Annotated in this window: 15 protein-coding genes; 6 read left to right on the top strand and 9 right to left on the bottom strand. The window is 63.0% G+C overall.

The window, feature by feature from the left end; translation table 11 throughout:
- Positions 1–3: 3 nt before the first annotated feature.
- From AC4BCN_RS27970 to AC4BCN_RS27960, 3 genes are all read right to left on the bottom strand, one after another.
- Positions 4–1,956, bottom strand: coding sequence for an acid phosphatase (locus AC4BCN_RS27970; protein ID WP_490492231.1), 1,953 nt, complete (start codon positions 1,954–1,956; stop codon positions 4–6).
- 95 nt (positions 1,957–2,051) lie between these two features.
- Entirely contained in the window at positions 2,052–4,202 is a 2,151-nt protein-coding gene (locus AC4BCN_RS27965) for an FUSC family protein (RefSeq protein WP_139090537.1), read from the bottom strand.
- 90 nt (positions 4,203–4,292) lie between these two features.
- A complete protein-coding gene (locus AC4BCN_RS27960) occupies positions 4,293–5,981 on the bottom strand; it encodes a M14 family zinc carboxypeptidase (RefSeq protein WP_490492230.1) in 1,689 nt (562 codons plus the stop codon).
- A 149-nt stretch (positions 5,982–6,130) separates the two neighbouring features.
- On the opposite strand from AC4BCN_RS27960, the gene AC4BCN_RS27955 reads away from it, so the two are divergent.
- Positions 6,131–6,700, top strand: a complete 570-nt coding sequence (locus tag AC4BCN_RS27955) for a hypothetical protein (protein ID WP_490492229.1) — start codon at positions 6,131–6,133, stop codon at positions 6,698–6,700.
- 68 nt (positions 6,701–6,768) lie between these two features.
- On the opposite strand, the gene AC4BCN_RS27950 is transcribed toward AC4BCN_RS27955, so the two are convergent.
- The 6 genes from AC4BCN_RS27950 to purB all read right to left on the bottom strand — a co-directional run bounded on the left by AC4BCN_RS27950 (position 6,769) and on the right by purB (position 13,068).
- Positions 6,769–8,922 (bottom strand): S46 family peptidase, encoded by a 2,154-nt coding sequence (locus tag AC4BCN_RS27950; RefSeq protein ID WP_034745584.1) that lies wholly within the window; start codon positions 8,920–8,922, stop codon positions 6,769–6,771.
- A gap of 305 nt (positions 8,923–9,227) precedes the next feature.
- Complete coding sequence (locus tag AC4BCN_RS27945) at positions 9,228–9,497, bottom strand: GlsB/YeaQ/YmgE family stress response membrane protein (RefSeq protein WP_034745587.1); 270 nt, start codon at positions 9,495–9,497, stop codon at positions 9,228–9,230.
- Between the two features lie 166 nt (positions 9,498–9,663).
- Entirely contained in the window at positions 9,664–10,239 is a 576-nt protein-coding gene (locus AC4BCN_RS27940; RefSeq protein ID WP_456147923.1) for a YceI family protein, read from the bottom strand.
- A gap of 138 nt (positions 10,240–10,377) precedes the next feature.
- A complete protein-coding gene (locus AC4BCN_RS27935) occupies positions 10,378–10,932 on the bottom strand; it encodes a YceI family protein (RefSeq protein WP_139090541.1) in 555 nt (184 codons plus the stop codon).
- A gap of 46 nt (positions 10,933–10,978) precedes the next feature.
- Positions 10,979–11,503 (bottom strand): cytochrome b, encoded by a 525-nt coding sequence (locus AC4BCN_RS27930; RefSeq protein ID WP_128141670.1) that lies wholly within the window; start codon positions 11,501–11,503, stop codon positions 10,979–10,981.
- Between the two features lie 185 nt (positions 11,504–11,688).
- A complete protein-coding gene (gene purB, locus AC4BCN_RS27925) occupies positions 11,689–13,068 on the bottom strand; it encodes an adenylosuccinate lyase (protein WP_490492228.1) in 1,380 nt (459 codons plus the stop codon).
- 277 nt (positions 13,069–13,345) lie between these two features.
- Between purB and AC4BCN_RS27920 the strand changes: the two genes are divergently transcribed.
- From AC4BCN_RS27920 to AC4BCN_RS27900, 5 genes are all read left to right on the top strand, one after another.
- The gene (locus AC4BCN_RS27920; protein WP_128141672.1) at positions 13,346–13,960 is read left to right on the top strand and encodes a glutathione S-transferase N-terminal domain-containing protein; all 615 of its coding nucleotides are present in this window, start codon (positions 13,346–13,348) and stop codon (positions 13,958–13,960) included.
- 7 nt (positions 13,961–13,967) lie between these two features.
- Complete coding sequence (locus tag AC4BCN_RS27915) at positions 13,968–14,996, top strand: LacI family DNA-binding transcriptional regulator (RefSeq protein ID WP_070302852.1); 1,029 nt, start codon at positions 13,968–13,970, stop codon at positions 14,994–14,996.
- A gap of 310 nt (positions 14,997–15,306) precedes the next feature.
- The gene (locus AC4BCN_RS27910) at positions 15,307–17,601 is read left to right on the top strand and encodes a TonB-dependent receptor (protein WP_490492227.1); all 2,295 of its coding nucleotides are present in this window, start codon (positions 15,307–15,309) and stop codon (positions 17,599–17,601) included.
- A 15-nt stretch (positions 17,602–17,616) separates the two neighbouring features.
- Positions 17,617–19,479, top strand: a complete 1,863-nt coding sequence (locus AC4BCN_RS27905; RefSeq protein ID WP_490492226.1) for an alpha-amylase family glycosyl hydrolase — start codon at positions 17,617–17,619, stop codon at positions 19,477–19,479.
- Positions 19,476–20,804: an MFS transporter gene (locus tag AC4BCN_RS27900; RefSeq protein ID WP_490492225.1), complete on the top strand. Its 1,329-nt coding sequence runs from the start codon at positions 19,476–19,478 to the stop codon at positions 20,802–20,804. The genes AC4BCN_RS27905 and AC4BCN_RS27900 overlap by 4 nt, the downstream gene beginning before the upstream one ends.
- The last annotated feature ends 26 nt before the right edge of the window (positions 20,805–20,830 follow it).

Here is a 20,830-nt window from a genome sequence, read left to right as displayed (position 1 = left end):
CGCCTATACGTCCAGGCGCAGCTGCAAGCCCGTTGCCGTGTACGTCGGCGTCACCTTGAAACCCTCGGCGGTGATGCTGTCGAACTTGCCTTTCAGGCTGGCGGCCTGCAGCACGGTCAGGGTGTCGCCGGCGGCCGGCTTGTAGCCGTTCTGAAACGTCACCTTCAGGCTGCCGCCCGCCACCGTCATCTGGCCCGCTACGCTCAGGCGGCCTTGCTGTCCGCTGCCCAGCTTCAATTCCAGGTTGCCGGTGGCCAGCTGCGTGTACCTGCCGGCCAGCGCCAGGCCGGACGGGGCATTGCCGACCAGGGTGCCGCCGCTGACATACACGTCGCCCTTGCCGAAGGCCGTGGCTGACAAGCCTTCCAGGCGGCCCCCTTCCAGCTGCGTGCCGCCGCTCCAGCTATTGTTGCCGCCCAGCTTCAGGGTGCCCGTGCCTTGCTTGTTCAGCTTGCCCGTGCCGCCGATGTCGTTGCGCCAGCGGTCGACGGCGTAGAAGCCGCCCTTGGCCGCATCCATGCTGATGACGACATTGCCCGTGAAGACGGCATAGCCGTCGGCGGCGGCAAACAGGTTCAAGCGGCCCCAGCCTTCAGCATCGTCCATCACCGGGTAGCCCGATGGCAAGGCCGTTGTTTTCAGCACCACGCGGCGCTGTGCGTCGGACAGATATGGCAAACGCGTTTCCAGCAGCACTTCCGCGCCTTTCGGCACGACGGCCGGCGCATTGGCGGCGCCCGTCTGCGCGAAACCGAAGGTCAGGCGGCGGATATAGGCGGCCTTGGTGCTGGCGTAGTCCGCAAAGCGGTCGTTGGCGCCGGTGCCCGAATGGGCGTAGTCATAGAAGGTGTCGGCCGTGGTGCCGGTTTTCGCCATCAGTGTCGTGTGCGCCTGCGTCACGGCGGCGGCCTTGGTGGCGGCCGTTGCCGGGTCGAGCAGGTTGGCGGCGACGATGGCTTGCGCCTGCACGCGGCCGCTGATCACGTCGAGCGGCGAATGCATGCCGGCGATGATGCGGTTTTCACCGAGTTCCAGTCCGCGCGCCACCATTTCCTGGTAGCGCTCGGGCAAGGCATACGCCATGCCCAGTGCACCGCGCACGGCTTCGGCCGAATGGCCGCTGGTAAAGCCGCCATCGGTGGCGGGCGTGGCGCTCCGGGCCGGCAGCAGGGCCGGGATCACGGCCACGTTGCTGCTCCAGCGGAAGGGGCGCGCATATTTGTAGAAGCGCTTGGCCGGTTCCGTCGAACCATTGTTGCCCATGGCGTTGACGAGGCCCACGACGTTGCCGAACTCGGCATTGGCGCTGCCCGCCACGCCCGTGTTGCTGCCGCTGTCGTTGTAGAGTTTGCTTGTCGCATCCGGCGCAATGTCGGTGATGCTGGTGGTCTGGCGCGCCGCGCTGCGCCAGGCGTCCGTCAGCGGACCCATGCCGTCGGTGATGCTGTAGCCCTTGCCGCGGCGGTCATCGAGGTAGGCGGCCAGTTCCTGCGCCGGCGTGCGGCTGGTGGTGGCTTTGACGACGAAATCGATGTTCGCATTGTGCACGCTGGCATTGACGATGGTGCCGCCCGGCGTGCCATCGTTGGGCACGCCCGTCCAGGCGGAAGGCACGACTGCGGGGAAGCCGTCCACGGCCGGTGCCGAGACGCCGGCATCGACGATTTCCGTCAACGGTTTCCAGATGTCGAGCATGCCGGCCAGTACGCGCACGCCCGCATTCGTGGCGGCCGTGGCGTAGCGCGCGTCGCCGCGCTGGTTGCTGGCGATATTATCGACAAAGGGGATGGCCGTGGCCGATGGCGGCGCCGTGTCGGGCGCGCCCTGGTCGGCTGGTGCGGCGGGAATGACGAGCGCTGCTTCCTGGTGGTCGGAACCGCCGCAGGCGGCAAGGGCGAGGGCGGCGCTGATGGCCAGCGCCAGCGGCAGGCGCCGGCTCAGGGGAAATGCGTGCATGGATGACCTTGGCTGGAAGTGGAAAAACCATGGCAGCATAGAGAGGCCAGATGACCTCCTGATGACACCACTTGCGCCAGGGCGCCCCCAGAAGATTATCTGGGCGCCACGATATGCACGATCGCCGCGCTATGCACCACAATCTTGTCGGCATCGGCCTGCAACAGGCGGATGCGTCTTTTGACCAGCGGCCAGCCCGACCAGTCCACTTCGCTCACGGGCGGTGCGGCAGGGGCCGCCAGCGGGGCGCTGATGGCGGCCTTGTTGTCGAGCTGATCCAGCGCGCGCGACAGGGTCAGGCACACTTGCGTATGGCTGTGGCCAAGCAGGGCGTTGACGGGCGCGACGGGCAGCTGGCTGGCATGGCGTCCCAGGATCGAGCGCAGCGCCGCCACGTGGGCCACGAGCAAGTAATTTTGCACGATGAACAGGTTGATGTCTTCCACGGCCCGCTGCTTGCTGGCCGGTTCGTCGAGCATGCGCACGAGTGCCGAGCTGAGCGCGGCCAGGCTGTCCATCAAGCGCTTGCGCTCGATGCGGTAGGCGAAGTCATCGAAACACTTTCCCTGCAGCAGCGCGAAGCTGGCCTGCATATAGCTGAGGTTCACGTTCAGCACCTGGCGCACGAGGCGAGGCAGGCTCTGGTATTCCCAGTTGGCCAGCACGAAGCTGAACACGGTGGCCACTGCCGCGCCGATCAGGGTGTCGATCAGGCGCTCGCTGACGAGGTTCGGGTTGCTGGGCGCTACCAGATGCATTTGCAGCAAGATCATCAGGCTGACGGCAATGGCCGTGTAGCGGTAGCGCAAATAGATGAAGGTGGGCGTGGCCACGATGGAGAGGAACAGGATGGCCATCAGTACGATATTGCTGTGCACGTAGCGGATCACGATGGCCGTGATCACGCAGCCGATGATGGTGCCGATGATGCGGTCGGCGCGGCGCTGGCGCGTCATGCTGAATGTGGGGCGCAGGATGATGACGATGGTCAATACGATCCAGTAGCTGTGCGCCGCATACGGCAGCCAGTGGCCGATCAGCAAGCCAACGGAAATGGCCATCGATACGCGCAGGGCGAAGCGGAATACGGGCGAGTCCAGGCGCAAATTCGACAGCAGGGTCTTCAGTTCGTATTTCTGTTGCGACAGGAACGGCGCCATGTCCGCACCGCTCCAGAACGGCACGTTGTCATACACTTTCTGGCTGGCCAGATGCAGCTCGGCGATCATTTTCAGAATGGCGCGGATCTTGTTGCGCTGCGCGCGCAGGGTCGCCAGCGCTTCCTGCGCACTGTCGCCCTTTGCCTGCAGTCGGGCAATTTCTTCTTCGATATCGGCCCATTCCTTGTCATAGCTGATCTGCGCATACGAAGCGCGCTTGCGCGTGACGGCGTAGGCGACGGCTTCGATGTCGCGCGCCGCCTTGTAGGCCAGGTCGTGCAGGGATTTCAGCACGTCGGAGTCGGCCAGGTGCTGGCGCAGCAGCGCGTAATCCGTGTGCGTCGAGAGTATCAGTTCATACAGATCGAGCATGCAGACGTGCACTTGCACGACGATGGCGTCCTTGCTGTTCTTGTGGCTGCGCAGAATCAAGTCGCGCGACGCCTGCTGGCGGTCGGCCAGGATGCTTTGATGGCGCACCAGCTTGTTGAACTGCTCCGTCAGATTGAAACGCGTGTCGTAGAAATCGGCCTTGATGTCGATGTAGGCGGCCAGTTCGAACAGGGCTTCGGCCAGCACTTGCTGCTTGATGCGGTGGCGCAAGACCCAGGCGATGGCCATGGCATAGGCCAGATAGATCAAGCCGCCCAGCATGAACAGGCCCGCGTGGTGGAACGATTGCTGCCACGTCATCTGATGCTCCATCGACATGGTCATGATGAACAGGGCGGCCAGTTGCAAGGGCATCGATTTCTTGCCGTACACCACCATCATGCTGGCGAGAAAACTGACGAGCACGAGCACCGTCATCAACAGCCACTGCACGGGCCCGCACAGGCTGATCAATAAGGTCACGGCGCTGCACAGCAGCACGGAAGCGAGCATTTCGTTGAACTTGTGGCGCAGCGGGCTGGGCATGTCCATCAGGGTCGTGCACAGGGCGCCGATGCACACCGTCATGGCGGTGGCGCTGTCGCTGATTTCCTGAGTCAGCAAGGCCAGGCCGACTAGGCCGATGGCCACGCGCAAGCCCAGGTAAAAATAATGGCTGTAAATAAAGGTGCGCAGGTTCAGTGCGTAGTGCATGGGATTACCTTGTGGGCAGGGCACAGAAAGAGGCGCCGCACCGGGGTCTCCGATGCGGCGCCAGGATGTTGCAGTCGCTACAGCCCCGAGTTACATCAGGGCGATCACAGGATAACGCCGCCATTCCGGCTCGGCAAAGCGCTGGCAGTGTGCAAAAATGAAGTCGAGCACGGCTTCCTGATTGCTCAGCAAGGCCGGGTTGGCCGCTTTCCATTCGGAAAATTTTGCCGCCAGCGCCGGCTCGTCGCGCAGCAATTCGGATGCCATGTCCTCAAACACATAATCGGAAAACGCTTCTTTCTTCTCCAGCACGCTGTTGAAGAAGCCCCAGCGGAAGAAGCTGTCGTGCGCCTGCGGCTCCAGGGTTTCCACGGCGTAGCGCGCGTTGTCCTGGGCCAGGGACTCGACATAGTCGCCCGCTTGCACGGTGAACTGGCCCGTGCGCGCTTCCAGTTCCACCGTGTCGTGGAACATATGGCCTTCGTAGGCCGTGGCGCGCGTACCGACCTTGGTGATGTGGTAGTAGCGCGCCGTTAGCGTCTGTTCATCGGTGATGCGGCTCATTTCGACGCCGTTCCAGCGCAGCCGCTCGATGACTTCGCGCCACGCTTGCGGCACGACGTAGGCTTTCGGCGCGGCCACGGTGACGTCCGCATCGAAGCGGTTGTAATAGGCGATGTCGCGTTCCCACGGCTGCGAGCGGTCGTAGGACAGGCGCTGGTAGTCGCCGAGGATACTCGGCGTGTATTGCGCCGCATAGCCCTTGAAGGGGAAGGTCGACGGCTGCTCTTCGTTCATGGTCCAGTGGATGGGCCACTCGGCTTGCGTGCGTCCCGCCGCCTTGGCTTGCGCGCGCAATTGCTTGATCTGTTCGCCATGTTTGACAGTGAACGCCATCGTGATGTCGAGCAGGGCGCGCATGGAGGCGTAGCGGTCGGCAAACGGTTTCAGCATGTGCGTTTCCGGCATGAAACCGATGACGTGATGCAAGGCCGCAAAGCCGGTCGAGAAACGCGGCACTTCGAGGAATTCGGCGATGCCGTGGTCGGGGCTGTCCTTGACGGGATTCACATACGGGCAGGTGGGCCAGCCGGCCTGTTCCATCTGCGCAAAGATGTGCGGCAGCATGGTGTCTTGCAGGAAGGGGCCGAGGCCATTGCCCAGCTTGTCCGTCTGCGTGTGGATCAAGGTCATCGTGTACGGATAGTCGGCGCCGTTCGACGTATGCGTGTCGACCATCACGTCCGGGTCCCAGCTGGCCAGCAGGCGGTTGAACACTTGCGCGTTCAGGCTGTCGCACTTGATGAAGTCGCGGTTCAGGTCCAGGTGGCGGCTGTTGCCGCGGAAACCGAATTGCTCCGGGCCATCCTGGTTCACGCGCGACGTGTTGGCGCGGTTCAGGCTGCCATCGACGTTATAGATCGGAATGAACAGCAGCACGGTGCTGCCCAGCGCCGCCAGGCGTTCCGGCTGCGTACACAGGTCGCGCACGATGGCCATGCAGGCGTCGATGCCTTCCGGTTCGCCCGGATGGATGCCGTTGTTGTTGAAGAAGACGGTGCGGCCTTCACGCTTGATCTGTTCGCGGTCGAACACGCCATCGGCGCTGACGACGCCAGCATGGATGGGCACGCCCGAGTCGGACAGGCCGATCTGTTCGAACTGCAGCACTTGCGGATAGCGTGCGGCGAGATCTTGATAGAAGGTGATGCATTCCAGCCAGGTCGTGGTCTGGTTGTGGTTACCGAGTTCGTAGGTCGTGCGCAAGTCTGGTGGCATAGCGGTCTGAGTCTGGGAGGGGGAAGGCGCGCTGGGTAAGTACGCCCGCTAGGGGCCAATTGTAGCACCGGCGTTGGCGCCTTGAGGCGCGGCAGAGGGACTGGGCCGCACTTGTGTTATGAATAGGTTTCACGCGCGAGGGAGGCGGCATGGGCAAGACGGCGATGGCGGCGCTGCTGTGGTGGGCTTGCCTGGCGGCACAGGCGGCGCCACTGCGCTTGCCAGCAGGCAAGGGATCCCTGGCGCAGGGCGGCTCCGTCACGGCCGCCGCGCAGGGTGCGCTGATACGCTACCGGGGCTGGCTGCTGGCCATCGATGGGGCCGTATCGGAGCAGCGGCCCGACGTCGTGCTGACGTCGGCTCAGGCGGGCCACGCGCCGCAGCTGCAGATGGGATCCACGCAGCGCAGCTTGCCCCTGTGGTCAGCCTTCGAACTCGTCAAGGGTAGCGCGCGCCTGCGCATTACGGCGCTGCCGGGGCCCGATGAGCTTCCCGCGCTGCTGCTGGACTTTGGCGATGGCGATTACCGCATCGTGATTCCCGCCGCCCCCATCGCCCGGCAAGCGTATCCGCTGCTGGCGCAGCGTTTCCCCGGCGCCGACCTGGCCTTGCTGCTGCACGATGGCCGGCGGGTGATGCTGCCCTTGGGAAGTGGCAGGGCGCAAGTGTTTGGCGAGGAACAAGCCGTGCCGTACCGCTTTACCAAGGTAAAACGCTAGGCGAAAAAAAGCCACTCCCGCAGGAGTGGCTCAGGCTAAAGCGCCCGTTGCCGGGTTATTGCTTCTTGTTATTCAGCGCCCATTTCTTTCAGCAGGTTGTCTGCGTGGTCGATGTGTTTCATGTTCCACAGCATGTAACGCAGGTCGACCTGGATCGAACGGGTGTTGGCCTTGTTGTAGTCCCAATCGGAAATGATCGAGTCCAGGGTGCCGTCGAAGGCCAGACCGATGAATTCGCCTTTGGCGTTCAGGGCAGCCGAACCGGAGTTGCCGCCGGTGATGTCCAGGGTCGCCAGGTAGTCGACCGGTACGGTTTTCAGCTTCGGATCGACGAATTTACCGAAGTCCTTGGCTTTGATCGCGGCCAGTTGATTTGCCGGGGCATTGAACTCGCCCTGGCCCGTGGCTTTGGCTGCGACGCCATTGACGGTGGTGAAGGCAGACCAGGTGGTGCCGTCGGCGCCATGGTCGCGGCCGGCTACTTTGCCGAACGTCACGCGCAGGGTGCTGTTGGCGTCAGGATAGACGGCTTGGCCCTTGCTCTTCATGAAGGCGATTTTTGCTTTCATGTAGTTGGCGTAGGCTTGCTGGATCTTGCCGGCCAGTTCTTCGTCTTCCGCTTCGTTTTTCAGCGAATCCGGATACATGGCGACGGCTGCCTGGATGAAGCTGTCCTTGCTGGCCTGGAATTCGGCTGGCGTGCGTTTCAGCCATGCTGCGCGCTCGGCCTTGTCGGCCAGCTTGCTGCCTGCATACAGTTTGTCCAGAGCGGCGGACAGGTCGGCTGGCGACATGCCATCCTTGATGCCGATGGCGGCGTCGAAGCTGGCGCGGCGTTGTGCTGCCGGTTGCGCGGCGTACTTGGTCAGGCTGTTCAGTACCAGCGCCTTGTCGACTTTTTCATCGTAGGTGCGCTCGACCGAAGTGATGCCCGCTTCCAGGCGTGGCAAGTCGCGCGTCTGGTAGCCGGATTTGCGTTCCGTATCGGCCTTGGTGCCTTCGTTGGACAGGCGGTACAGGCTGCGTGCCGTGTTCAGCAGGCGTGGTTGTGCGTAGCTGAGGAAGAAATCGCGCTTGGTGTCGGCATCGCGCTCGGCGATCAGCTTTTCCACTTGCTCGATGTCGCCGGCAAATTCGGCCTTGCGTGCCGGCGTGGCGTTGACCCAGGTCTTCAGGGCTTCATGTTCCGCCGTCTTGCGCGCCAGGAAGTCGCTGCCGGCGTACGAGTCCAGCATGCCTTGGCGGTTCTTGTAGTAATTGTTCACGCCGGCAACTTGACCCGCGTATTTCAGGGCAACATCCTTGTTGTCCTTGGTTTCGCGCGCGATGATGGCCAGGGTTTCGCCCGATGCTTTCACGAAGGCCGGGTAGTTCCAGTCAAACGTGTACGCCACTTCCGATGGCAGGCGATGACGGTTGGTGCGGCCAGGGTAGCCCAGGACCATGACAAAATCGCCTTCTTTCAAGCCATCCTTGGCCAGTTTCAGCACGTGTTTTGGCTGGTACGGCACGTTGTCCTTGCTGAAGTCGGCAGCTTTGCCGTCCTTGCTGACATAGGCGCGGTAGAAACCGTAGTCGCCCGTGTGGCGTGGCCACATCCAGTTGTCGGTGTCGCCACCGAATTTACCGACGCCCGCTGGAGGCGCGTGCACGAGGCGCACGTCGCGGATTTCCAGTTGCTTGATCAGGTAGAACTCCAGGCCGCCGTAGTAGGCGGACACGGTGCAGCGGAAGCCCGCTTCTTTTTCGCATTCGGCGACCAGTTTCTTCTGGTTTTTCTCGATCGCGTCGATGCGTGCCTTGCCTTGCAGCTTGGCCACGTCGGCGGTGATGATCTTGTCGCTGACATTGGTCACGGCCGAGGTGACGAAGATGCGGCTGCCTGGGGAGGCTGGCAATTCTTCAGCGAAAGTCTTGGCCAGGAAACCGTTGGCCAGCAAATCGCGCTCTTTGGTCGAATTGACCGCCACGCTGTTGTAGACGCAATGGTGGTTGGTGGCAACCAGGCCTTGCGGCGAGACGAACGACGCCGAGCAGCCGCCCAGGCTGACGATGGCGCCCATCGGGAATTCGGTCAGTTTGGTCAGGTTGGTCGGATCGAGTTTCAGTCCGGCCGCTTTCAGTTCCTTGGCTACTTGTGGCAGCTGTTGGGGCATCCACATGCCTTCGTCGGCGTGTGCGAAGTTGCTCAGGATGGCGAGCGCGATGAGAGATTTTTTCATTCGAGTTCTGTTCTTTTACATTGTAGGGAAGTCGGAATCAACGGAGTACCCGCTGATTGTGCAGCGGGCGACATAGAGTATCCGTATCGAACTCGCACTAGTCAATCACATTTTCCGGGCAGTATGTTCGCATGTGCTTGCCTGAATGGCATGATTTTGAGTGGCGCACGGGCTGGAACCGGCTGCCAGCGCGCATTTTTCCGCGTGGCGGTTGTGGTATTTGTACATACTTGTCCTGGCGGCAATGAAAAATGGCCGGGCGCTTGCGCTGCCCGGCCATGTGTTGCTGCGCTCTTTTTGACTGCTTAGCGTATTTTGCCGCGGCGCAAAAGATTCACGATGCCCAGCAGGATCACGGCGCCCAGGAACGAGACCAGCAACGAAGCCAGGCTGAAATTGTCGCTATTGATGGTGCCCGTGCCGAACAGCGGGGCCAGCAGCCAGCCGCCCAGGAAGGCGCCGACGATGCCGACGATGATATTGAGGAAGATGCCCTGTTGCGCATTGGTTTTCATGACCATGCTGGCCAGCCAGCCAATGACGCCGCCAATAACGATCCAGATAATGAAATTCATGTAGTCCTCCGCGCGATGGATAAGGGGGTGTGCCATGTCAGAACAACATCATGCCAATGGATAGTGATGCCGCACGATAGAAAAGTCCAGCGGATTCGCGTGGCGCATGCAAAAGCCCGCCTGGCTGCGGGCAGCGAGGCGGGCTTGTCATGCGGCAAGGCTGTGTTTAATCGGCCTTGATGGCTTCTACCTGGATGGCCAGCTTGACTTCCGGCGAGAACGCCGGCATGCCGTAGTTCAGGCCAAAGTCGCTGCGCTTGAATTCCGCCGTGGCGTCGGCGCCGCACACTTCACGCTTGTAGCGCGGGTGCATGATGCACTTGAACTTGCTCACGTTCAGCTTGACGGGCTTGGTCACGCCCAGCAGGGTCAGTTCGCCATCGACTTCCACCAGCTGCTCGCCGTTGAACTTGAACGACTTGCTCTTGTAGGTGATTTCAGGGAATTTCTCGACGTTGAACATGTCCGCTTTTTTCGCGTGCGTGTTCATGGCGTCGAGGCCGAAGTCGATCGAATCGGCATCGATGACGAGGTCCAGGCTGCCCGTCTTGGCGGCACGGTCCAGGGTGACCGTGCCCTTGGTCTTGTTGAACTTGCCGCGCCACACGGACATGCCCATGTGATCGGCTTCAAAGCTGGGGAACGTATGCGTCGGGTCGAGGTTGTAGGTGTCGGTAGCGGCCATGGCCGAACCCGCGCCGGCGGCTGCCAGCATGGCGATCATCAAGTGCGAAAATTTCATGCAGATCCTATAGTTGAACAGGTTTTGGGGTTGTTTTTCATAACGCCTGAAAAACGTTCAGGACAAGGCGCCTTGCCGAAGGCAGTACGAATGTACGACGAGGCAAGAGCAACGCAGCCATGGACGTTTTCTCAGGTGTTACTGCGCTGCGACGTGGAATTTAATTGTGACCTCGTCTGCAACCATGCTCGTGTCTTTCCACTCGCCTTCGCCGATGTTATAGGTCAGGCGCTTGATCGGCAGGGCGCCGTCAAATGCATATTTGCCGCCATCGGCTTTCACCGCCAGGGGGAAGGTCACGTCGGTGGTCTTGCCTTTGATGCTCAGCTTGCCGGTCACCGTCAGCTTGCCCGCGCCGGCCGCCTTGATGCTGCTCGAGACGAAGGTGGCTTTCGGGAACTGGGCCGAGTTGAACCATTCTTTCTTCGCCACTTCCTTGTTGTACTCGGGGTCGCCGATATCGATGCTGGCCGTCTCGATTTCCACCGACGCCTTCGAGGCGTCCGGCGCGGCAGGGTTGTAATCGATGGCGATATTGAACTTCTTGAACTTCGCTTCCACGGGCACGTTCATTTGCTTGAACACGGCCGATACGCTGGTCTTGGCGGGATCGACTTTCAGCAAGGTGGCGGCGGTGGCGGCCACGGACAGGCCCAGCAGGGAAGCGAGGACGATGCGTTGGGTGGTTTTCATCTTGTTTTTTTCCTGTAGTTTTTCAGTGAGCAAGGGGAAGTCGGTGTTACGGCAACATGCGCTTGAGGACACCATCGCGGTCGATGAACTGGTGCTTCAGCGCCGCCAGCACATGGGCGGCCACGGCAGCGGCCATCGTCATGTTCAGAACATAATGAATCTCTTTTAAAAGCGGCTTAAGTTCCGGGTTCGGCGCCATGATGACGGGCAGCTGGAACAGGCCCAGGTAGACCACGGGCACGCCGGCGGCCAAGGTGTACAGGTAGCCGGAGACGGGCACGGCGAAGATCAGGAAGTACAGCAGCACGTGCATGGCGTCGGCCGCCTTCTTTTGCCAGGCAACCATGCTGGCCGGGTGCGGCGGCGGCACATTGGCCTTGCGCCACAGCAGGCGGATGGCGGCGATGGCCAGCACGGTCACGCCCAGCCATTTGTGCCACGAGAAATATTTGAGCTTGGTGGGCGTCAGGCCGGGAATGTCGACCATGACCAGGCCCATGACGAAGGCGCTGATGATCAGCAGGGCGGTCAGCCAGTGCAGGATGATGGCGGTGATGGTGTAGCGTTGCATCGATGGCTTTCTTGAAAGTAGTACGTATTAGGACTAATTCGGCCTAATATACCAAAGAAAAGCAAATTGCGCTGCGTGCCGGAGATTCTACAAGAAAGATTGCTGTAAAAACCGCGGGGCGGGCAGCATTTGTGTGCTGGCCGCCCCGCAGGAGTGGGATAGCAGGATCCCCATGTGGAAACTGCTTAGATGGCTTTGGCCAATTGCGCGGCGATACCGATGTAGTTCGCTGGCGTCATGGTCAGCAGCACCTCCTTGGCATCCTGCGGAATGGCCAGGCCATTGACGAAGGTTTGCAGCGCTTCTTTCGAGATGCCCTTGCCGCGCGTCAGCTCTTTCAGCTGCTCGTACGGGTTTTCGATGCCATAGCGGCGCATCACGGTTTGTACGGGCTCGGCCAGCACTTCCCAGGTCGCGTCCAGGTCTTGCGCCAGGCGCGCGTGGTTCACTTCCAGCTTGTTCAGGCCGCGCAGGCAGCTGTCATACGCCAGCAGCGTATAGCCCAGGCCCACGCCGATATTGCGCAGCACGGTCGAATCGGTCAGGTCGCGCTGCATGCGCGAGACGGGCAGTTTTTCCGACAGGTGTTTCAGCACTGCGTTGGCCAGGCCCAGGTTGCCTTCCGAGTTTTCGAAGTCGATCGGGTTGACCTTGTGCGGCATGGTCGACGAACCGATTTCGCCCGCTTTCAGCTTTTGCTTGAAGTAGCCCAGCGAGACATACGTCCAGATGTCGCGGTTCAGGTCCAGCAGGATCGTGTTGGCGCGCGCGAAGGCGTCGAACAGTTCGGCCATGTAGTCGTGCGGTTCGATCTGGATGGTGTACGGGTTGAAGACCAGGCCCAGGCGCTGTTCGATGACGGCCTTGGAGAATGCCGGCCAGTCGAAGCCCGGGTAGGCCGACAAATGGGCGTTGTAGTTGCCGACGGCGCCATTCATCTTGCCGAGGATTTCCACTTGTTCGATGCGTTTCACGGCGCGCTGCAAGCGGGCCACGACGTTGGCAAATTCCTTGCCCAGGGTGGTCGGGCTGGCCGTCTGGCCGTGCGTGCGCGACAGCATCGGCACGTCGGCATTGTCGTGCGCGATCTGCGTCAGCTTGGTCACCAGGCCGTTCAATGCCGGCAGCATCACGCCATCGCGCGCGGCTTTGAGCATCATGCCGTGCGAGGTGTTGTTGATGTCTTCCGAGGTGCAGGCGAAATGGATGAATTCCGACGCCGCCACCAGTTCCGGCACGTCCGCCACTTGTTCCTTCAGCCAGTATTCAACCGCCTTGACGTCATGGTTGGTCACCGCTTCGATGGCCTTGATGCGGGCCGCGTCGGCTTCCGAGAAATCGGCCGCCATCTTGTCGAGCAGGGCGCTCGCTTCTGCCGAGAACGGCTTGATTTCAGCGAAACCGGCTTGCGACAGCGCTTGCAGCCAGGAGATTTCCACTTTCACGCGGTGGTGCATGAAACCGGCTTCGGACAGGATCGGGCGCAGCAGATCGGTCTTGCTGGCGTAGCGGCCATCGAGCGGAGACAGGGCCGACAGCGTGGAATACGGAGTAGTAGAAGTCATGAGAGCGGACGCAAGTTAAAGAAACGGTTGGCGTGTGGCGCGCGGGGAGGGCAGGGTTATTGCAATACAGCAACACTGACGGCGCCACAGTAAAGGGCGATTTTACCACCGCTGGCCGCTGCCCAGCCGTCCGTCGGCTGCGGATGGCCCCCATGTTGGCCGAATCCGGCCCCGATGCGGCGTGCCTGCCACACACTGGAGGCCGCCGGGTGCGTGCTGCCAAACACCGCTGCCGCCGATGCTATACTGCTAGTTGCTCCTTTACCTTAAAGTACCTATGAAACTGATCGGTTCCCTCGCCAGCCCGTATGTCCGCAAAGCCCGTATCGTGCTGGCGGAAAAAAAGCTCGACTATGTCTTCGAGCTGGAAAACGTGTGGGCGCCGGAAACCCGCATCGCCCAGGCCAATCCCCTGGGCAAGGTACCCTGCCTGGTGATGGAGGATGGCAGCACGCTGATCGATTCGAAAGTCATCGTCGAATACCTCGACACGCTCACGCCCGTCTGTAAACTGCTGCCGGCCGGCGGCAATGGCCGCGAGCGGGCCGATATCAAGAACTGGGAAGCGCTGGCCGACGGCATCCTCGACGCGGGCGTGCTGGTGCGCCTGGAGCGCACGCAGCGTCCGCCCGAGCAGCAAAGCGCGGCCTGGATCGCGCGCCAGCTGGAAAAAGTCACCCTGGGCCTGGCGGCGCTGGAAGCACGTCTGGGCGAGAGCGCCTATTGCGCCGGCAAGAACTACACCCTGGCCGACGTGGCCGTGGGCTGCGCCCTGGGCTGGCTCAGCTTCCGCTTCCCGGAAATCGACTGGCGCGCGGAGCATCCGGCGCTGGCGCGCCTGTTCGACAAACTGTCCGAGCGGCCATCGTTCAAGGACACCGCGCCGCAGTGAGCGCACGATGACCGGCAACGATTCGAAGGCGCAGCAACGCCTGCAGATGGCCGATATCGCGCGCCTGGCCGGCGTGTCCACGTCGACCGTGTCGCGCGCGCTGAGCGGCAGTTCGCTGGTCAATGAAGAGACGCGCGCGCGCGTCATCGCGCTGGCCCGTTCGCTCAAGTATTCCATCAATATCGGCGCGCAAAACCTGCGCCTGAAACAGAACCGCACGGTGGGCGTGGTGGTGCCGTATGACGCGGCCACGCGCCAGCACCTGTCCGACCCTTTTTTCCTCAGCATGCTGGGCAGTCTGGCCGATGCGCTGACGGAGCAGGGCTTCGACATGCTCATTTCGCGCGTGGATGCGGAAACGCTCGATGCGGCCGCCCTGTCCTTCGACAGCGGCCGCGTGATCGGCATCATCCTGATCGGCCAGTGGCGCCACCATGAACAACTGAACCAGCTGGCCGCGCGCCAGGTGCCCATCGTCGTGTGGGGCGCGCAATTGCCGCAGCAGCTGTATTGCACCGTGGGCGGCGATAACGTCGCCGGCGGCAGGCTGGCCACGGAGCACTTGCTGGCGGCGGGGCGCCGGCGCATCGCCTTCTTTGGCGACGCCAAGCTGCCCGAAGTGGCGCAGCGCCACGCCGGTTATGTGCAGGCGCTGGCCGCGCAAGGACTGGCGCCCGATCCGCAACTGTACGTGGCCGGCTCCTTCCTGCCGCAGGGCGGCGCGACGGACGTGCAGGAACTGCTGGACCGCCAGCTGCCGTTCGACGCCATCTTTGCCTGCAGCGACTTGCTCGCCATGAGCGCCATCAACGCCCTGCGCGCGCGCGGCGTGGCCGTGCCGGAACAGGTGGCCGTGGTCGGCTACGACGATATCGAACTGGCCGCGTATTTCCACCCGCCGCTGACCACCGTACGCCAGCCGATCCGCGCCGCCGGACGCGCGCTGGTGGCCTCGCTGCTGGCGCTGGTCGACGGCGCGCCTGCGCCATCGCAGCAATTGCCAACCGAGCTGATCGTACGCGCCTCGGGCCGCTGAAAGGCGTGGCCAAGGGATTGCAACCGATTGCAATCATTTCAAATTTATTCGTGAATTTTCATGCTGCACAGCAGCATGAAAAAGCCTGAGATCACGTCGATTCCCGCCTGTTTGCCTCTGTATCGCCCGTAATATTCCCTTAAAAACAACACCATTTCGATGTTGCAGTGCTCTATTGCAATCGATTGCAATAAATTCTTATTCGTTCAATAATGACGTACCGGCTCAGCCAGCGCGCCACGGCATGCGGCGGCCAGTACCCATAACAAGCGGATACCTCGATGTATCGGCATACAACACTGGAGACAAAATGAACGCACGTACTGCTCAACGCGGCTGCATGGCTGCCGCCGTCGCCCTGGCCATGCTGCAACTGGGCGCCGCCCACGCGCAATCGGCCGCCGACACCGCCAGCGCCGCTCCCGCCGATGGCCTGAACCTGGAACGCATCGTCGTCACGGGTACCACCGGCGGCACGTCCAAAATGAAATCGAGCAATTCCGTCAGCAGCATGGAGCTCGACACCATCCTGCACAACGCACCGACCAGCGCGGCCGAAGTCCTGCGCTCGGTGCCGGGCTTGCGCGCCGAATCCTCGGGCGGCGAAGGCAATGCCAACATCACCGTGCGCGGCCTGCCCATTTCCGCTGGCGGCGCGCGCTATGTGCAGATTCAGGAAGACGGCTTGCCCGTGCTGCAGTTCGGCGACTTCAATTTCACGACGCCCGACAGCTTCGTCAAGATCGATTCCACGCTCGACCACCTGGAAGTGGTGCGCGGCGGTTCGGCCTCCACCCTGGCGACCAACTCGCCGGGCGGCATCATCAATTTCATCAGCAAGAATGGCAAGGAGAAGGGCGGCAGCGTGGCCATCAGCCGCGGCCTGGGCTACGACCAGACGCGTGTTGATTTTGATTACGGCGCGCCGGTTTCGGAGCGCACGCGCTTCTTCATCGGCGGCTCCTGGCGCACGGGCGAAGGCATCCGCCACAGTGGCGTCAACAGCGAAAAGGGTGGCCAGATCCGCGGCAATGTCACGCATGAATTCGACAGCGGCTTCGTGCGCCTGTCGTTCAAGCATCTCGACGACCAGTCGCCCACGGCCCTGCCCGTGCCCGTCAGCGTGCGCAATGGCCGTATCGGGGAAATCGCCGGCATCGACCCGCGCCAGGCCAGTTTCTATTCGCCGTACTGGGTGCCCGACACGGTGCTGAACAAGGATAACCAGCGCGTGGCCACCCGCGTCAATGACGGCTTGCACGTCAAGAGCGATACCGTGGGTCTGGAAGCGTCGTTCAAGCTGGGGCAGGGCTGGAGCGTGAGCGAAAACTTCCGCTACGCCGACAATTCGGGGCGCTTCATCGGCGTCTTCCCGTCGAATAATGGCAGCGACGGCAGCTATGTGTTTGCCAGCGGCCCGAACCAGGGCAAGCCCTACATCGGTCGCACGTTTTCCGCCGTGGTGTTCAACACCTCGATCGACGACGCCAGCAACACCCTGAGCGACACCAAGCTGGCCAAGACCTTTGTCCTCGACAGCGGCAAGCTGACCACCACGGCCGGCCTGTATCTGTCGCAGCAAAAGCTGGGCCTGACCTGGAATTTCAACGAATACCTGATGCAGGCCACGGGTGACCAGCCGGCGCTGCTGCAAACGGCGAGCGGCACGCCAGGCTATATCGGCCCGGCCTTCGGCGCCTGCTGCTCGCGCGCCGTCGACATGGAATACCGCACGGTGTCGCCGTATCTGAACCTGGCCTGGGAAAGCGGCGCGCTGAATCTCGACGGCGGCCTGCGGCGCGACCGCCAGCATGCGAGCGGCACGGCCAACCAGGCCACCGGCGCGCAAGCGTATCTGCCGTCGACGGTGCAGCGGGTCGACTACACCCTGGGCCACACCTCGTACTCGCTGGGCGCGAACTACAAGCTGCAAGCGAATCTGGCCGTGTTTGCCCGCGTCAGCGAAGGCGTGGCCTTCAATGCCGACCGCATCCTGTTCGGCACACCGCTCGATGGCAGCGTGCCCGTGGCGATCAACACCGTGCGCCAGCTCGAAGGCGGCGTGAAATGGCGGCGCGGCCCCCTGAGCACCTTCGTCACCGTGTTCCAGGCCAAGACGAAAGAAAGCAATTACGAAGCGACCACCCAGCTGCGCACGGCCAACAGCTATGAAGCGAAGGGCGTGGAACTGGAAGCGGCCTACAGCGCCGGCGACTTCCGCATCAATGGCGGATTGACGTTCACGGATGCCGAGATCACGGGCACGGCGGCGGCCGACGTGGCGCTGATCGGCAATATGCCGCGGCGCCAGGCGCGTGTCGTCTACCAGATCGCGCCCACCTATGAATGGGGGCAGGCTACCCTGGGCGCGAGCCTGGTCGGCACGGGCAAATCGTGGGGCGACGATGCGCACACGATCACCTTGCCCGCCTACCAGGTGCTCAACGCCTTCGTCAATTACCAGCTCACGCCGCAATTGCAGGTTGCGCTGACGGCGAACAATCTGCTCGACAAGATCGGCTATACGGAAGTCGAGGGCGATGGCCATGCGGCCCGCTCGATCACGGGGCGCGCCGTCAAGGTCAGCCTGAAATACGCATTTTAAGCAAGGATAGGATTCATGATGTCGATACGCAGCCCCCTGGCGCGCCTGCTGGCGCCGCTCCCCACGCACTTGCGCGACGATGCGGCGCGCCGCTATGCGCGCCAGGAGGCGGTCTTGCTCGACCGTTTGGGCAGTCTGTATGGCCAGCGGCCGGACTTCCTGCCCTGGCTGGGCGACCTGATGGAAAGCGTGGGGCGGCTGTATGCGGCCCGCGCCCCCGAGCTGCGGCAGCAGGATGCCCAGCGCGAAGCGCAACCGGACTGGTTTGCCAGCCAGTCCATGCTCGGTTACAGCGCGTACGTGCAGCGCTTTGGCGGCAGCTTGCAGGGCGTGGCGGCGCGCATTGCCCACCTGCGCGAACTGGGCGTGACGTATCTGCACCTGCTGCCGTTCTTGCGTCCGCGCGCCGGCGAAAGCGATGGCGGCTTTGCCGTCGCCAGCTTCGAGGAAGTCGATCCCGCGCTGGGCAGCAATGCCGATTTGCTGGCGTTGACGGCGCAGCTGCGCGCGGCCGGCATCAGCCTGTGCTCGGACCTGATCCTCAACCACGTGGCCGACGACCATGCGTGGGCGCTGGGCGCCAAGGCCGGCGATCCGCTGCTGCGCGATTTTTTCCACACCTATCCCGACCGCGTACAGCCGGACCGCTACGAGCGCACCGTGGGGCAGGTTTTCCCGCAGGCAGCGCCCGGCAATTTCACGTTCGTGCCGGAGCTCGAGCGCTGGGTCTGGACCACGTTCTATCCGTATCAATGGGATTTGAATTACGCCAATCCGGCCGTCTTCGCGGCCATGGCCGGCGCCATGCTGGGCCTGGCCAACAAGGGTATCGAGGTGTTCCGCCTCGATTCGACGGCCTTCCTGTGGAAGCGCGAAGGTAGCGATTGCATGAACCAGCCCGAAGCCCACAGCCTGCTGCAGGCGTTGCGCGCGATCGCCGCCATCGTCGCGCCGGGCGTGCTGCTCAAGGCCGAAGCCATCGTGCCCACGCCCAAGCTGCCCGCCTACTTTGGCAGCGATGCCGCGCCTGAATGCCATATCGCCTATCACAGCAGCTTGATGGCCGCCGGCTGGGGCGCGCTGGCCGAGGAAAGCACGGATTTGCTGCAGCAGGTGATCGCCGCCACGCCGCCGCTGCCGCCGGCCGCCAGCTGGCTCAGTTATGTGCGCTGCCACGACGACATCGGCTGGAACGTGCTGCTCAACGAAGCGGGCGCGAACGGACCGGCGCGCCTGGCGCGCATCGCGCAGTTTTTTGCCGGCGCGCCCGGCAGCTATGCGCGCGGCGCCGCCTTCCAGAGCAGCAGCGCCGACAAGGCGCATGGCAGCAACGGCATGGCCGCCTCGCTGGCCGGGCTGGAAAGCGCCGCCACGGTGCAGGAGCAGGAATACGCGTTGCGGCGCCTGCTGCTGCTGCATGGCCTGGCATTGAGCTTTGGCGCCTTGCCCGTGCTGTACATGGGCGATGAACTGGGTATGACCAATGATCACAGCTACACGCAGCGGGCCGACCGGGCGATGGACAGCCGCTGGCTGCAGCGTCCCGCGTTCGACGACAGCCTGCTGGCATGGCGCCACGATGGCGTGAGCGCCAGCGGCCGGCTGTACCTGGCGCTGCGCCAGCTGGTCGAGGTGCGCCGGCGCTTGCCGGCCTTGGCCGCCGCCGCGCCACGCAGCGTGCTGCCCGCCGGTGCGCCGGCCGTGCTGGCGCTGCTGCGCGGCGACGCGTTTCTCAATCTGAGCAACTTCAGCGGCGCCAGCCAGCGTTTCACTTTGCCGGCAGGCGAATGGCGCAACAGCCTCGATGGCAGCGTGCTGTCCGGCACGGTGGGCTTGCAGCCCTGGCATATGCTGTGGCTGGAAAGGGAAGCAGCATGAGCGACGCCAGCGCGCACCGTCCGCACCTGTCGTTCTGGCAGATCGTCAACATGAATGTCGGCTTTTTCGGCATCCAATTCAGTTTTGGGCTGCAGCAAAGCAGCATGAGCCCCATCTACAAATACCTGGGCGCCGATGAAGCGAGCCTGCCCTACCTGTGGCTGGCCGGTCCCATGACGGGGCTGCTCGTGCAGCCATTGATCGGCGCCATGAGCGACCGCACGGTGACGCGCTGGGGCCGCCGCACGCCGTACTTCCTGATCGGCGCCATCCTGTGCAGCCTGGGCCTGCTGGCCATGCCGTTCAGTCCCACTCTGTGGATGGCGGCCAGCCTGCTGTGGATACTCGACGCGGCCAACAACGTGACGATGGAGCCCTACCGCGCCTTTGTCAGCGACAAGCTCGACAAGAAGCAGCACTCGCTGGGTTTTCTCACGCAAAGTGCGTTTACCGGGCTGGGACAGACGCTGGCCTATCTGACGCCGTCGCTGCTCGTCATGCTGGGCATGAACAAGGACGCCGTCAATGGCAGCCATATCCCGCACATCGTCATCGCCGCCTTCATGATCGGCGCCGTGTTCTCGCTCGCCTCGGTGCTGTGGACCCTGAAGACGACGCCGGAAAACCCGCTCACGGCGGCCGAGCTGGCGGCCATCCGTAGCCGCCCGCCGGGCTGGCGCCACACGCTGGCCGATATCGGCGCGGCCCTGCGCGACATGCCACCGACGATGAAGCAGCTGGCCCTCGTCAACCTGTTCCAGTGGTACGCCCTGTTCTGCTACTGGCAGTACATCGCGCTGTCGCTGTCGGCCACGCTGTTTCACACGACGGACCCCGCGTCGCAAGGTTTTCGCGACGCAGGCCTGCTGAACGGGCAGGTGGGCGCCTTCTACAATTTCGTCGCCTTTGTCGCCGCCTTCGCGCTGGTGCCGTTCACGCGCCGCTTCGGTCCCAAGCGCATGCACAGCGTGTGCCTGTGCGCGGCCGGCGTGGGCATGATGAGCATCCCGCTGATCCACAGCCCGGCGCTGCTGTTGCTACCGATGCTGGGCGTGGGCCTGGCCTGGGCCAGCATCATGGGCAATCCCTACATCATGCTGGCAGGCTGCATCCCGCCCGAGCGCACGGGCGTCTACATGGGCATTTTCAATATGTTCATCGTCATCCCGATGATCATCCAGATCTTCACCTTGCCCCTGTATTACCGCAGCTGGCTGGGAGGCAATCCGGAGAACGTCATCCGGCTGGCCGGCGCCCTGTTGCTGTGCGCGGCGGTGGCCGTGCTGTTCGTCAAACTGCGCCCGCCGCAGACCGGCAAGGCTTGACGGCAGGCGTAAAAAAACCGGCGCTG

Source organism: Janthinobacterium sp. Bl 1 (assembly GCF_058215535.1).
The sequence above is the reverse complement of the archived record's forward strand: the minus strand, read 5'-3'. Positions and strand labels throughout refer to the sequence as shown.